The following is a 13554-nucleotide window of genomic DNA, read 5'->3' as shown; positions in this document are numbered from 1 at the left end:
GAATTCGATTGGAGCCCGACATGAACGCCGACGCCAAGCATTCGATCAAAGCGGATATCGCCCATCACGTTCACCCGCAGTCGAACCTGCGCCAGCATGCTGAAAAAGGGCCGACCATGATCACACATGGTAAGGGCGTTTTTATCTACGACAGCGAGGGGCGGGAGATCATCGACGGGTTTTCCGGCCTTGGCTGTGTCAGTCTCGGCTATCACAATGAGCGGCTGGCCGATGCGGCGATGGGCCAGATGAACACCCTGCCTTTCGCACCCACCTTCTACAACAGGTCGCATCCACGGGTGGCGGAGCTGGGCGAGCGCCTGATCGGCTTGGCTCCCGGCGGCATGAACCGCGTCATGTTCCAGTGCTCGGGATCGGAGGCGAATGACACGGCAATCAAGCTGCTCTGGTATACCAACACCGCCAACGGCAACCCGAACCGCAGGAAGATCATCGGGCGGGTTCGCGGCTATCACGGCAACACGGTGGCGACCGTTTCGCTGTCCGGTCAGCCGCACATGCATAGGAAGTTCGGCCTGCCACTGCCGGAATTCAAGCATACGGAACTGCCGAACTATTATCGCTTCCACATTGACGGTGAGAGCGAAATCGAATTTTCAAATCGTATGGCAGCACACTTCGAGGACCTGGTACTGTCCGAAGGCCCGGAAACCGTTGCGGCCTTTTTCGCTGAACCGGCAATATCCGGTGGTGGCGCACTGATGCCGCCTGAAGGCTATTGGGACGCGATGCAGGCGGTCCTGCGCAAATACGACATCAAATTTGTGGCCGACGAGGTGGTCTGTGGTTTCGGCCGCACCGGCAATCTCTGGGGATCGCAAACCTGGGGGCTGAAACCAGACATGGTGTCCTGCGCCAAGGCGCTTTCAGCGGCCTTCTTTCCGATCTCCGCTCTGATGTTCAAGGACGAGATGTATGCCGACATGATGAAAAACTCCGATGAAGTCGGCGTTTTCGGGCATGGTTATACCTATGCTGGCCATCCTGTGGGAGCGGCTGTCGCGCTGGAGGCGCTCGACATCTACGATGAAATCGACCTTGTCGGCCATGTGCGCAAGGTCAGCGAAACTTTTCTTGCCCGTTGTCGCGCGCTTTCAGATCACCCATTGGTCGCCGAAGTGCGCGGCGTCGGTCTGTTCTGCGGTCTCGAGCTGATGAAGGACGCCACAAAGCGCGAACCGTTCGACCCTTCCTGGAAAGTAGGTGAGCTCGTTCAGAACTTCGCCCATGATCGGGGACTTTACCTAAGAGCGATCGGTGACAGAATGAGTTTCATGCCACCGCTGATCATCAAGGAATACGAAATCGAGATCGCCGCAGACCGTTTCAAGGCGGCGCTCGATGATGCCTGGGCCGTCGTTCGTGGCAGGGTCTGATATGGATCCGCTGAAACACATCGCCATCATCGGTCTCGGAGCCATGGGCGCACCTATGGCTTTGCACTTGTCACGTTCAGGCTATGAAGTGACCGGCGTTGATTTGGACCCAGGCGCACGTGACCGGTTTTCGGGGGCGGTGACGCCTCAGCAAGCGGATTTCTCCGGCGTCGATGCCGTCGTAACAATGTTGCCCGAAGGCCCGCAGGTGATGGATGTCTATCAAGGGGCAATTTTGTCCAATGCGCACTCGGGTGCCGTTTTGATCGACTGCTCGACCATTGACCTGGAAACCGCCAGGACCCTGAATAAACTGGCGGTGGAGAAGGGATTTGCGCAGATCGATGCGCCGGTCTCCGGCGGACCGGAGGCTGCCGGGGCCGGTGAGTTGAGTTTCATGGTCGGGGGTGACGCGGATCACGTTTCGCTGGCTCGGCCCCTGCTTGAAAACCTCGGCAAGAAGACTACCCATTTTGGAGCTGCCGGGTCTGGCCAGGCGGCAAAAGCCTGCCACAACATGATTTGCGGTATCACCGCAATGGCCGTTTTCGAAGGCTTCGCGCTGGCAGAGGCCCTCAAGCTTGATGCCGACCAGTTTTACGAATTGTGCGCAGGCGCCGCCGCGCAAAGCTGGACCCTTGAAAATCGTTGTCCAATCCCCGGCGTGGTTCCCGCTGCACCTTCCTCGAACGGATACGCGCCGGGGTTTGCCGCGCGCCTCATGGCCAAGGATCTCCGTCTTGCCCAGGCGGCGGCGCAGATGAGTGGGCAAGTCACGCCATTCGGTGCGGAAGCGGCGCGCGCTTTCACGCGATTTGCCGAAGCGACCGGAGGGGATCTCGACTTTTCTTCATATTTCACCGCGCTGAAACAGCAGACAAAAACGACAGGGACCGACTGACCATGGCGCTGCTCGACTACAAACTGCCTGAAGCGGGCCTTGCCGGAAGTTACATCGATGGAGCCTGGCACCGGCCGATGGACGGGCGCAAGCTCACCATCGAGAACCCTTCACGGCGGGAACCTATCTGTGACGTCGGGCGCGGTACGTCGGTTGAGATCGACCTTGCCGTCAAGGCAGCCCGGAAGGCTCTGCCGGCGTGGCGGGCACTACCGGCAAGCGAGCGCGGCAAGTTGCTTGCAGAACTCGGGCGCCGGCTTGAAGAAAATGCGGAAGAAGTCGCGCGTGTCCTTGCTGCGGAAAGCGGCAACGCCATCAAGACCCAGTCGCGCGGGGAAGCGACGGGGGCCGCTGGCGTGTTGAAATATTACGGTGGTGTTGCGGTCGAGCAAAAAGGTGAGACACTACCGCTCGGACCGGGGGTTTTCAGTTACTCTACCCGCGAACCGCACGGCGTCGTCGGCTCGATCATTCCCTGGAACTCGCCGCTGCAGCTCGGTTCGGTCAAGATTTCAATGGCGCTTGCGACAGGCAATTGCCTTGTGCTGAAACCCGCCGAAGATGCACCACTCGCCATTTTGAAACTCTCCGAGCTGGCAGATGGCCTGTTCCCGCCGGGTGTCTTCAACGTGGTCACCGGCCTGGGAGAAGAAGCGGGCGCTGCCCTGGCATCGCATCCGGGTATCGACAAGGTTTCCTTCACCGGATCGTCCGAAGTCGGCAAACTGATCGGGCATGCAACGGCTGACCGTATCGCCAAACTAACGCTCGAGCTGGGGGGCAAGTCGCCAACGATTGTTTTTCCCGACGCGGTCGAAGACGAGCGTCTTGATGCGACTGCCCAGCAGGTTGCCAACGCCATGCGGTTTGCGCGGCAGGGCCAGAGTTGTACCGCCGGTTCCCGACTGTTCGTGCATAAGGACGTCTGGGACGTTCTGATGCCGCGGATTGCGGAAAAGTCGGCGGCGTTGAGAGTCGGCGATGCGCTCGACCCGGATGTGGACATGGGAGCTGTTGTCAATTCAGAGCGCTACAGTGAGATCAGGGCCTATGTGGTGGAGGCTGCGGAACAGGGGGCGGAGTTCCTGATAGGCGGGATTCCGGCTGAAGACCCGGCTGGTTTCAATCCGGTTCCGACAATTATCGCCGGTGTTGACAACACCTGGCGGATAGCCCGCGAAGAAGTGTTCGGGCCGGTCATGGCCGCTATTCCGTTTGAAAGCGAAGCCGAAGTGATCGAGATGGCGAACGATACGCATTACGGGCTCGCCGCTTTTATTTTCACGCATGATTTCAGCCGGATTACCCGTCTGACGCGGGCGATCGATGCGGGCTGGATTCAGGTCAATCAGGGCGGCGGCCAGATCCCGGGCATGTCGTACGGTGGTACCAAGCAGTCAGGGACAGGCAGCGAATACTCCATCGAAGGCGCGTTGGAGGCCTATACCTATCGCAAATGCGTCACGGTCAATGTGGAGCCCGGTGCATGACATCCGACCGGTTTGGCAATGCGCTCGACCCAGGCGTCGGTTACGCGAGAGGCGAGTTGCTGAGATCATCTGCCGACGAGGTGCGGCGCCTGAGACATGCCGGCAAACTTGCTGCGGACTTCGTTGCTCGCAACGGCGTGGAGCGCATCGGCGTCTTCACGGGCAATCTGCGTTACTATCCGGTAAGCCTGGAGGACGTGCAGGAGCTGTGCGAGGAATGGGTCGGGCCAGGGCTTTTTGGTGAAGATCTCAGAAAGGCTTCGATCAACCATCTCGGCGGGCGCGGGCATGAACAAGCGACTGTGGTAAACCGGACGAGCGCGGGCATTGTCGCTGCTGTTCTGGCGTTGTCTGACGGACGGCCAGTCGTCTCGCTCGTTCCTTCCGGAGACAGGTCTCACGCGTCGGTTGGCCGGGGAGCTCGGCTTGCCTGTGTTCCGGTGATCGAAGTCTACGAAATTCCGGAACTCAAGAAGGTGCTCGAAGCACGCCTGCCGTCCCTGACGATTATCACGACAGTAACGTCCGAACTCTCGATGCTGGCCGACAGCGTAACGCTGCAGGCAGTTCGACTGGCCAAGGCAGCCAAATCCCGCGTTCTGATGGACGAGGCCTATGGCGCGCGGTTCAGGCCGGTTCTCCATGACGGAGCACCGTCTCTTTCCTTCGGTGCTGATCTTGTCATCACCAACACCGACAAGGCGGGCTTGCCGGGTCCCCGGGCGGGCGTCCTCTGCGGAGAGGCCGATGCACTAGTCTCTGTTGCCGCAAAGGCCTCGGAACTTGGCATGGAGGCGCGGGCGCCGGTGGCCGTTGGAGCGATGCGTTCCCTGATGGCCTTCACACCGGACCTTCTGATCGCGGAAGTGAAAGACGGGCAACTCCTCGCGGACGCGCTCGAGAGCGTTTTCGGTGTCGGGGCTGTTACGCGCTCGCCGCTCGGACCGAAAATCAGCGAAGAAGATGCCCATGCGCATGTTTTGAAAGTTGCCGGCACCGAATATTCGACCCGTGTTCCCGCCGAGACCACCGCGGCGATCGGCATGCTCATGCTGCAGACGCTTGGCATCGTCACGGTCAACACGCATGGTCAACCTGGAGGGCGCGTATCCCTGCGACTCAAACCGACTGCCGGTGCGCTGAAACGTGTAGGCGGTGTCTCGGCGATCGCTCAGTGCCTTGAGGCCGCCATGACCGAAACGGCCAATCACCTCGAGGACGCGGACTGGTTCTCAGAGTTGTTGTTTGGAGGCACATGAATGTCGCAAGACGGACTCACCGCGCGGCTGGACGCCCGGCTCGACCAACTCGTCAACATTGATATGGGTGAACGGGGCGTTGAGCATCTGTTCGTTGCCGCCCGGGATCTCCAGGGCGGTTCTCTCATCGGGGCAGCGGCCGATCAATTGATGGCTGTGGCTGAGGGTGGAACGGTTGTCATGACGACGGGTTCGGTGTCCCGAGCCTGGATAACGCCTCATCTTGGCGAAAATGATGGCCCCTCCGGTGCGGCGGCCGTTGCCCGCGCGCTTGTGCTTGGGCGCAACGCGACAGTTGTGATGCTCTGCGAAGACACACTTTTGACGGCGATCCGCAATGTCATGCAGGCAGCGGGACTATTTCCGGTAACGCTGGAACAGGCGGGCATCGCACGAGCAGACAAGAGCCTCGCGACTATCGTAATGCGGACCTATCCGACCGGAGACGAGGCCGGAAAGGCACAAGCGGCAGCTCTTCTCGACGAACTGAAGCCGGATTTATTGTTTTCAACCGAGCGCGTCGGGCGCAACGAGTTTGGCATCTACCATTCGATGCGCGGCATCGATTATGGCATGGGCCGTGCGCGTGTGGATTTCCTGTTCGACGAGGCACTGGACCGCGGCATTCCGGTGGTGGCTGTTGGAGATGGCGGCAATGAAATCGGTATGGGGAAAGTTGCGGAACATGTCCGTAAGCATGTTCCTTACGGCGACCGCTGCCAATGCGGCTGCGGCGGCGGCATCGGGGCGGTCACGGGGTGCGATGTCCTGGTCACCGGAGCCTGCTCAAACTGGGCGTGCACCGCGATTTGTGCCGCCATGGCGGCGCGCGCGGGCAGCTCTGCATTGCTGCACACCCCGGAACGGGAAGCCCTTTTGCTGGACACAATGGTTGCCAATGGTCTGATCAACTCCACCCACGGAATCATCGACGACAGTGTAGACGGCTTTCCCCGACAAAGTCATAGCGGCATCGCGGAGCTGTGCCGCACCATCGTCAGCCGGGCTCTTTAGAAATTTCAGGACTATAAAATGATTCAGAACGACACCGCCCTGATTGCCGCAATCAGGGACCGCTTCGCCCACGTGGACAGTTGTCCGTTCCAGGGACCGCGCATCTTCTTCGAAAATGCCGGCGGCGCTCTGACCCTCAAATCCGTCGTCGAGACTTCGTCTTTCCACGCCGCGTTACCGGACAATCCTGGCCGGATCAATCCTGCAGGTCAGGCGACTCAAACCACTATCGACAAGGCGAAAGCCGATCTGGCGCTCTTCATGAATGCCTCTTCCGGGCAGTTCCTTGCCGGCGAAAGCGGCACCGAGCTGCTGTTCCGGCTGATCAGAACGGCCTGCGTAAACGCGCCGGAAGGCGCGAAGGTTATCGGCTCGTCGATCGAGCATCCGGCAACCCGCAGCGCCGCACGCCGCTGGGCGGACATCGCAGGACTAAGCTATGTGAATGTCCCGCACGACGATGAGACCGGACTGGTCACCGCTGGGGACTATGCCGCGTTGATGACCCCGGATGTTGCGCTCGCCACGATCCTGCATGCGTCTCCGGTGTCAGGAATGGCATTGGATGTCGCTGCGATATCCAGGGCGATCCGCGCAGTTGCTCCGGACTGCGTTATCATTGTCGACGGAATTCAACACGCCGCCCACGGGCAGCTCGACCTGGACAGCTACGATATCGATGGTTATGCGATCTCGCCCTACAAGGTCTTTTCAAGGCACGGCTATGGGATCGCGTGGATTTCCGACAGGCTAAGCGCGCTCCCTCATGACAGGCTCATCGATGCTCCCGCGACCGGCTGGGAATTCGGCACCCGCGACGCAGGGGCGTATGCGGCCATTTCCGATGTTGTCGCTTATTTTGAATGGCTGGGCGGTGAGGTGTCGCCGGCGACGGAGCGCCGCGCCAGGATAGAGGCCGCGGGACGCGCGATCCATCAGTACGAGAGGTTCCTTGTCGACGCGATGATCCACGGCACCGGCAATCTCCCAGGGCTAAAGGATCTACAGCACGTCAAGATCATCGCAGGGGTCGAAAATCCGGCCCGCGAAGGCCTGGTGTCGATTGCAGTTGCCGGTATTGCGTCGCCGGATGTGGTGGACGCCCTCAACATGCAGGGCATTCGCACCCATACACGCAAGGCAGACCACTATAGCGGCAACGTGCTGGAGCCACTGGGGCTAGCTGACTGCGTGCGAGTTTCGCTGTGCCACTACAACACGCTGCCGGAAATCGCTGAGTTTCTCGGCGCGATCAGGGACATTGAAGCGCGCCTTGCGGCCTGATTAGTTGGCGTCTGGCCCTTGAGCTTGCTTGCGAAAGTTGGCAACAACATCTTCAGCTTCCGACCAATGTTGCCATTCACGTGCCTGTCGCAAGTTTCTGTGTTGGACAGATTTTTCCCATTTGGGGAGCTTGTCCGTCGTCGGGGATTTCCGGACTGGTGATTTTCACTGAGAACTGACCCGGTATTTCCACCGGGAATTGACCCGCCTTTTGCGTATGGAACGGCAGTTACGCTGAGGTCAAGATTTTGGTTTCCTCCCTTCGTTGTCGGCCTGATTTGCGGTGCTGTTTTTGAAGCGGAAACTTTCGTTTCCGGTTTCAAGGATGTGGCAGTGATGGATGAGCCGGTCGAGCAGCGTGGTGGTCATCTTGGCATCGCCAAAGACGGCGGCCCATTCCGAGAAGCTCAGGTTGGTGGTGATGATGACGCTGGTGCGCTCATAGAGCTTGCTCGGGAGATGGAAGAGCAGAGCACCGCCTGATGCGCTGAACGTCAGGTATTCCAGCTCGTCGATGATGACAAGACCGGAATGAACGAGTCGGTTGGCGATCTGTCCCGCCTTGCCCTGGGCTTTTTCCTGTTCCGGCACATTGACGAGTTCAACGGTGGAGAAGAAGCAGACACGCTCGCGGTGATGTTCGATGGCCTGGATACCGAGCGCTGTTGCCGGATGCGTCTTCCCGGTTCCGGGTCCCCCGAGGAAGACGGCATTGTGAGCCTGCTCGATGAACTCGCAGCGGTGAAGCTGGCGCACGAGCGCCTCGTTGACTTCACTGCTGGCAAAGTCGAAGCCGATCAGGTCGCGATCGGCGGGAAAGGGTGCGGCGACGAACCTACAAAACCCGCGAAAACGCGAGGCGGGATGTGTTCGACTACATCGAGATGTTCTACAACCCAATGCGCAAACACGTCAAAAACGGGATACTGTCGCCCGTAGAGTTCGAACGGCAGCAGAAAATGAAAGCCGATGGCGTCTAGAAAACGCGGGGCTATTCAAAGCTCCCTGACCGTGAAGCCGTGAAAATTACCTTCACCGCTGATGCGGAGCTCAAAGTTGCGCTGAACGACTGCGCTGAAATCTACCGTCAGGCTTACGGACAAAAGGAAATTGTGTCCTACCTGATCCCGTTCATGCACGCGTCCTTTATGGAGATAGACGCCGGGTTCAGGCGAGCGCGAAAACAACTTGCCGAACAGCAATCTCAATCTTTTCCGAACCAATCCTAGGAGACACTATGATGGCAACAATCGGAAGTTTCACCGCTACCAAAGACGGCTACAAGGGCACAATCCGAACGCTAACCATCAACGTCAAAATCAACATTGTCGCCAATGACAAGAAAGGTTCCGAAGGTGCGCCGGATTTCCAGGTCTACGGCGGTCGCGCTGAATTTGGCGCTGCGTGGAAATCGAAGACCAACGACCAGCAGTCCAGAGAGTGCCTAAGCGTGCTGTTGGACGATCCAAGTATTTCCAATCCAATCCGGGCAGCCCTTTTTGAGGAAGAAGGAACGGCATTCTTGGTATGGAACAGGCGTGAAGGATGATTGGCAGATTTGGGGCCGACTGCTGACTGTCTGGTTTTGGCAGTTGGATCAACAAAGCGGACATCGCAGCGGTGTCCGTGTGCTGGGACTTTTGGCCCGCTGCAGACTTTCGCTCCGTCACCAAACGACGGTTTTATGCAACAATTTTGACTATTCATGGCTCACTGGTCGTTTACTGAACAGCGGACTTTTGGTTTGGGCTCATCAGGTACCCTGACCGCACGCCAGCGTGGCAAACCCAAGCCCGGTTAACCTCGATGTTCTTCAAGAACCTTCTTGGCGACGCGGAAACATTCCAGGGATTGCGGAACGCCGCAATAGATGCCGACAACGTGGATGATCGCGCGGATCTCGTCCTTGGTGACACCATTGTTGATCGCGCCCCTGCAATGGATCTCCCATTCGGTCATTTTGCCCAGCGCCCCGATCATCGCAAGGTTCATTATGGAGCGGGTTTTGGCATCGATCACGTCGTCCCCCCAACCGAAACCCCAGCACCAGGCCGTCATGGCTTCCTGGAACGGCCGGGTGAAGTCGTCTGCTGCTTCCAGATTCTTTTCGACGTATTCGGCTCCCAGAGTGGCCTTGCGTTGTTCAAGGCCTTTTTCAAAAAGATCCTGGTCCATAATTCACCTCAGCTTGATGGCAACATTTTTGGTTTGAACGTAATTCAGAAGGGCTTCGCGACCCTTCTCCCGACCGTAGCCGGATTTGCCAAAGCCGCCAAAAGGTGTTTCGACACCGCCCGCATACCACTCGTTGACGAAGACCTGTCCTGCGCGAAGGCGCCGGGAGGCCTGCATCGCCCTGTCCAGATCTGAGGTGAAGACACCGGCAACAAGCCCATAGGGGGTGCTGTTGGCGATCTTAATGGCTTCGTCATCCTCGCGGAATTTCAAAACGGAAAGTGCCGGTCCGAACACTTCCTGCTGAGCGATCTTCATGTCCGGTGTGACATCTGTAAGGACAGTCGGTTCCAGGAAATAGCCCGGCCGGTTCATGCGATGTCCACCAGCTGCGATGCGTGCACCTTCCCGCTCGGCGTCGCTGACCATACCAGTGGCCCGTTGGCATTGCGCTTCGGAGATCATCGGGCCCATGTTCGGTCCGAAGTCCGGAAACTCCAGCCCGGGCCTGACGGTCAGGCTTCTGGCCTGATCGACCATTCCCTCGACAAGCTGATCGTGGACCTTCTCCTGGACGATCACGCGGGACATGGCGGAACAGACCTGACCCGCATTGAAGTAGATCCCCCAGCGCATATCGGACAAAAAGGCATCCAGATCGGCGTCGTCATGAACGATTGCTGCGGACTTTCCTCCCAGTTCCAGAACGCAGGGCACGACGTTGCGGGCTGCTGCTGTTGCAATGGAAACACCGGTTGCGACCGAACCGGTAAAGACGATCTGGTTGACATCCGGATGCGCTGCCAGCGCTGCCCCTGCCTCCCGCCCAAGACCGCACAGGATATGCAAGACCCCCTTGGGCAAGCCGCAGGCAATCGCGGCTTCGGCAATGAACCGGTTGGTCAAGGGATCGAGTTCTGGCGTCTTGACCACAACGGCGCATCCGACAGCCAGGGCGGCAGACAGGGAGCGCGCCGTCATTTCCATCGGATAGTTCCAGGGAATGATCTGCGCGGAAACGCCGAACGGCTGGTGGGTGGTAAAGTCGAAATAGCCGTCGCCAAGCGGGATCGACCGCCCCTCCATGGTCTCGGCCTGATTGCCGTAATACTCGAAATAACGCGCTGCGCCCTCGATTTCGAGGCGGGCCTCCCACAGCGGTTTGCCGGCCTCGCAGGTAAGGACGGGGGCAATCTCGTCGATGCGCTCAAGAAGATAGTCGCCCATCTGGCGCACGATCCGGCCGCGTTCCACCGGACGGAGACCAGACCAGCCACCTGTCTCGCTGAAGGCCTTCGCGGAGGCAACAGCACGATCTACATCCGCAGCATCCGCCAGTGCCTGTTCCGCCACGGGCTCGCCCGTTGCAGGGTCGAGAACGGCCAGCCGACCGGCGCCGCCGTCGCAAAAGTCGCCATCGATGTAATTGCGCGAGTAGGCGGGGATCTCTGTCACTGAGGTCTGGTCCTGTTTGCATAGAGCCGGTCACAATGAGGTTTCATGCGCCGGTAGACATGCTGCACCCGGTCAAGCGCCTCGGCGATCTCGACATATTTCCGCTTCTGGGGACGCAGGCCGGTCGAGTTCTTCAGGTTGGCATGAAAGGAACCGCCGTCCCACCAGCTGTATTGTCCCGTGTCGGCTCCGGGCTCCCAACTCAGGGCGTCTTCGATAAAGGGAATGTCGACCGCTTCGCAAAAAGCCTTGACCGTCAGGGCGGGTGCTTCAAGCAGGTCGCCACTGTCAACAACCGTGGGTCGCGTTCCGTTCAGCGCGGTGAGCAAATCATAGAGGGCACGCTGCTCCGGGAAGCCGACTTCCGCAGCATCGAATTCCGGCCACTTGGCATACATGGAGGTGATTGTCAGCGCCGGGTCCCGGATCAGGAAAGCGTGGGTGAAATGCAAAAGGAAGTCCGAGGGAGCCGCATCCCAATCGTGAGGCGGGCAGGTGAAGCCGGCCTGATGCGGAAACAGTTTCTGCTCCGGCGTCCACTTTTGCGGCATGTTCATCGAGGCGGCGGCGGCTTGGGACATCAGGCTTCCCGCATCCAGGCCTGCAAAGTCTTGATGGAATGTTCAGAGTTCACGCCGCAGCCGGGATCGAGAACGAGTGGTCCCGGCTTGTAGCCCCGACTGTGCAGGCCTTTGTGAACGGATTCCACCAGATAGATGTCTTCCTCCACGGTTGTTGACCGGTCCTGAACCGCGAGGCGGCGCACCACGTCTGAATCAACGCCATCGATCGTGTACCAGCCGCGCCAGACCGCCACGTGGTCCACGTCGACTGCACGCCAGTGATAGGTGTTGAGGATGTTGCCGGGATAGACCTGGAAGGAAAACAATGGCCACAGGAACCAGGAAGAGTAGTCGCCGGCGTGCTCGTTGGACTCCAGATCAATGTCATAGGTCATGCGCTCGAGATTCTGGCACTCTGTTGTGTGGCGCAGGCAATAACCCTGTGGCTGGATGTCATAGGTCTCGGGCTTGACGACACCCGAGGCGAAAGTGGGGTGGTTGATGGGGCAGTGGTAACATTCGGAATAGTTCTCGACGGAGACTTTCCAATTGCAGTTTTCTTCTATTTCCACCCATTCGAGCGGCCGCAACCTGTCGATATGCGGGACGAAGGCTTGAAGTTCATTTCGGACATTCGGAAACCAGTCGTCCATCGGCTTGGCGTCAGGATCGAGATTCACGAACAGGAAGCCGCAAAAGTCCTCGATACGGACAGAGGTCAGGCATATCTGCTTGCGATCGAAGCCCGGCACGGACCGGACATTGGGCCCGGAACGCAGGCGGCCGGTGAGTTCATAGGTCCAGCTGTGATAGGGGCAGACCAGAAGTTTGGTATTGCCTTCGCCCTGCACCAGCTGGTGAGCCCGGTGCTGGCAGACATTGTAATAGGCGTGCAGTTCTCCCTGCCTGTCCCGCAGACAGACGATGCTTTCACCTGCGATATCAATGGTGAAATAGTCACCGGGTCTTTCCAGAAGCGAGCTGTGACCCGCAAATTGCCACGTTCGCGCCAGCAATCCCGCCTTCTCGACCTCAAAATGCGCAGGGTCGGTATAATAATGTGCTTCAAGCGAGTGAATGAGCTGGCTGTGAACGTTCATGAGCGGTCCTTCCACTCTTCCTGGTAAAGTCCCATGGCGTGACGCCGATTGTGAAAACGCTCGATGCTGGCCACGACTTCCTCGGGCGCATCGGCAATGACAAGCGCAAGCAGTGTTTCGAGTAGGGCAATCGTCGAAACGGATGACGGAAAGAATTGTGGTGTTTCCGCATCGACGACAAAGGCATGATCGCTGCCTACAACAATGGGCGAAGCGGGGCTGTCGGATATCGCGATGATTGTCAGCCCCTGTTCCCGCGCGACTTCAACAGCGGCGACAACATCCGTCCTGTAGGGCTTGCAGGTCATGGCCAGGAGGACATCGTTCTTGTCCGCCCTCGCCAGGTCATCGGTTGCGACCGATCCCATGCGCGGGATGGTCCAGATCGTGTCGACGGCCATGTCCGCAAGGTAGGAGAAGTTGCGGGCGTTGGAATTGTTGACGCCGACACCAAGCACATAGGTATGCCGTGCATTGACGATGGCGTCGGCGGCCGCCTTCATCGCGTTGGCATTGGTTGAGGCAAAGGTATTCTCGATGTTCGAGATCGCGCAGGCCGCCATCTCGGCAAACAACTCGCCAAGCTGACCACCCTTGGCAAGCGACTGCAGCCAGCGGGCGCGATCGGGAAAATCGGTCCCCCTGCTGCGGATCGCTTCCCGGAAGGGATGCCGGAAATCCTCATAACCCTCGAACCCGGCGGAACGTGCCATGCGCACAAAGGTGTTTGGTTTGACACCGGCAGCGTCGGCGATCTCGCGGATTGAACTCACGCCGACATCATTCGGGTTTTCAAGCACATAACTAGCGGCCTTACGCAGTTCCGGGGTGAGCTCGTCCAGTTCGGATGCGAGTTCTTCCAGAACCGTTTGCGGGGCCTTCAGATCAGGTTTTGGTACGTTCATATCATTCATGA

General features: G+C 59.0%; 12 protein-coding genes and 3 pseudogenes. 9 read left to right on the top strand and 6 right to left on the bottom strand.

Features of this window, described 5'->3' with window-relative positions:
* Positions 1–20: 20 nt before the first annotated feature.
* From LA5095_RS29830 to LA5095_RS29805, 6 genes are read left to right on the top strand one after another with little or no spacing between them, the layout of a single operon-like run.
* Positions 21–1397: an aminotransferase gene (locus tag LA5095_RS29830; protein ID WP_055391614.1), complete on the top strand. Its 1377-nt coding sequence runs from the start codon at positions 21–23 to the stop codon at positions 1395–1397.
* A gap of 1 nt (position 1398) precedes the next feature.
* Entirely contained in the window at positions 1399–2298 is a 900-nt protein-coding gene (locus tag LA5095_RS29825; RefSeq protein ID WP_055391613.1) for an NAD(P)-dependent oxidoreductase, read from the top strand.
* A gap of 2 nt (positions 2299–2300) precedes the next feature.
* Positions 2301–3788, top strand: a complete 1488-nt coding sequence (locus LA5095_RS29820; protein ID WP_055391612.1) for an aldehyde dehydrogenase family protein — start codon at positions 2301–2303, stop codon at positions 3786–3788.
* Positions 3785–5047: a PLP-dependent aminotransferase family protein gene (locus tag LA5095_RS29815; RefSeq protein WP_199485864.1), complete on the top strand. Its 1263-nt coding sequence runs from the start codon at positions 3785–3787 to the stop codon at positions 5045–5047. The genes LA5095_RS29820 and LA5095_RS29815 overlap by 4 nt, the downstream gene beginning before the upstream one ends.
* A complete protein-coding gene (locus LA5095_RS29810) occupies positions 5048–6061 on the top strand; it encodes a glutamate cyclase domain-containing protein (protein ID WP_055391610.1) in 1014 nt (337 codons plus the stop codon). It begins immediately after the preceding gene.
* 18 nt (positions 6062–6079) lie between these two features.
* Positions 6080–7345: an aminotransferase class V-fold PLP-dependent enzyme gene (locus LA5095_RS29805; protein WP_055391609.1), complete on the top strand. Its 1266-nt coding sequence runs from the start codon at positions 6080–6082 to the stop codon at positions 7343–7345.
* Positions 7346–7585: 240 nt separating this feature from the next.
* On the opposite strand, the pseudogene istB reads toward LA5095_RS29805, so the two are convergent.
* Positions 7586–8170, bottom strand: a pseudogene (gene istB, locus LA5095_RS29800) (IS21-like element helper ATPase IstB); the annotation flags it as partial.
* Here istB and LA5095_RS32975 point away from each other — a divergent pair.
* The 3 genes and pseudogenes from LA5095_RS32975 to LA5095_RS29790 all read left to right on the top strand — a co-directional run.
* Positions 8155–8325: pseudogene (locus tag LA5095_RS32975) on the top strand (IS3 family transposase); the annotation flags it as partial. The pseudogenes istB and LA5095_RS32975 overlap by 16 nt on opposite strands.
* A 30-nt stretch (positions 8326–8355) precedes the next feature.
* Positions 8356–8574: pseudogene (locus LA5095_RS29795) on the top strand (DUF2274 domain-containing protein); the annotation flags it as partial.
* 8 nt (positions 8575–8582) lie between these two features.
* Positions 8583–8894 (top strand): DUF736 domain-containing protein, encoded by a 312-nt coding sequence (locus LA5095_RS29790; protein WP_438646568.1) that lies wholly within the window; start codon positions 8583–8585, stop codon positions 8892–8894.
* A 248-nt stretch (positions 8895–9142) separates the two neighbouring features.
* On the opposite strand, the gene LA5095_RS29785 is transcribed toward LA5095_RS29790, so the two are convergent.
* The 5 genes from LA5095_RS29785 to LA5095_RS29765 are packed head-to-tail and all read right to left on the bottom strand — an operon-like array spanning position 9143 to position 13543.
* Positions 9143–9520, bottom strand: coding sequence for a carboxymuconolactone decarboxylase family protein (locus LA5095_RS29785; protein ID WP_055391607.1), 378 nt, complete (start codon positions 9518–9520; stop codon positions 9143–9145).
* Between the two features lie 3 nt (positions 9521–9523).
* Positions 9524–10975, bottom strand: a complete 1452-nt coding sequence (locus tag LA5095_RS29780) for an aldehyde dehydrogenase family protein (RefSeq protein ID WP_055391606.1) — start codon at positions 10973–10975, stop codon at positions 9524–9526.
* Positions 10972–11556, bottom strand: coding sequence for a sulfotransferase-like domain-containing protein (locus LA5095_RS29775; protein WP_055391605.1), 585 nt, complete (start codon positions 11554–11556; stop codon positions 10972–10974). The genes LA5095_RS29780 and LA5095_RS29775 overlap by 4 nt, the downstream gene beginning before the upstream one ends.
* Entirely contained in the window at positions 11556–12638 is a 1083-nt protein-coding gene (locus LA5095_RS29770; protein ID WP_055391604.1) for an aromatic ring-hydroxylating oxygenase subunit alpha, read from the bottom strand. Before LA5095_RS29770 ends, LA5095_RS29775 begins: the two co-directional genes overlap by 1 nt.
* On the bottom strand, positions 12635–13543 hold the full coding sequence (locus LA5095_RS29765) for a MurR/RpiR family transcriptional regulator (RefSeq protein ID WP_082443006.1): 909 nt from the start codon (positions 13541–13543) through the stop codon (positions 12635–12637). The genes LA5095_RS29770 and LA5095_RS29765 overlap by 4 nt, the downstream gene beginning before the upstream one ends.
* Positions 13544–13554: the final 11 nt, after the last annotated feature.

The sequence above is a fragment of the Roseibium album genome (assembly GCF_001404515.1).
In the GTDB taxonomy this organism is placed as follows: Bacteria; Pseudomonadota; Alphaproteobacteria; order Rhizobiales; family Stappiaceae; genus Roseibium; species Roseibium album.
Note: the sequence above shows the minus strand (reverse complement) of the source record. Positions and strands in the feature narration are given on the sequence as shown.

What these genes read in the sequence shown, in the direction of transcription:
- LA5095_RS29830 (WP_055391614.1), top strand. Translation starts at nt 21, where the DNA reads ATGAACGCCGACGCCAAGCATTCGATCAAAGCGGATATCGCCCATCAC.
- LA5095_RS29825 (WP_055391613.1), top strand. Translation starts at nt 1,399, where the DNA reads ATGGATCCGCTGAAACACATCGCCATCATCGGTCTCGGAGCCATGGGC.
- LA5095_RS29820 (WP_055391612.1), top strand. Translation starts at nt 2,301, where the DNA reads ATGGCGCTGCTCGACTACAAACTGCCTGAAGCGGGCCTTGCCGGAAGT.
- LA5095_RS29815 (WP_199485864.1), top strand. Translation starts at nt 3,785, where the DNA reads ATGACATCCGACCGGTTTGGCAATGCGCTCGACCCAGGCGTCGGTTAC.
- LA5095_RS29810 (WP_055391610.1), top strand. Translation starts at nt 5,048, where the DNA reads ATGTCGCAAGACGGACTCACCGCGCGGCTGGACGCCCGGCTCGACCAA.
- LA5095_RS29805 (WP_055391609.1), top strand. Translation starts at nt 6,080, where the DNA reads ATGATTCAGAACGACACCGCCCTGATTGCCGCAATCAGGGACCGCTTC.
- LA5095_RS29790 (WP_438646568.1), top strand. Translation starts at nt 8,583, where the DNA reads ATGATGGCAACAATCGGAAGTTTCACCGCTACCAAAGACGGCTACAAG.
- LA5095_RS29785 (WP_055391607.1), bottom strand. Translation starts at nt 9,520, where the DNA reads ATGGACCAGGATCTTTTTGAAAAAGGCCTTGAACAACGCAAGGCCACT.
- LA5095_RS29775 (WP_055391605.1), bottom strand. Translation starts at nt 11,556, where the DNA reads ATGTCCCAAGCCGCCGCCGCCTCGATGAACATGCCGCAAAAGTGGACG.
- LA5095_RS29770 (WP_055391604.1), bottom strand. Translation starts at nt 12,638, where the DNA reads ATGAACGTTCACAGCCAGCTCATTCACTCGCTTGAAGCACATTATTAT.
- LA5095_RS29765 (WP_082443006.1), bottom strand. Translation starts at nt 13,543, where the DNA reads ATGAACGTACCAAAACCTGATCTGAAGGCCCCGCAAACGGTTCTGGAA.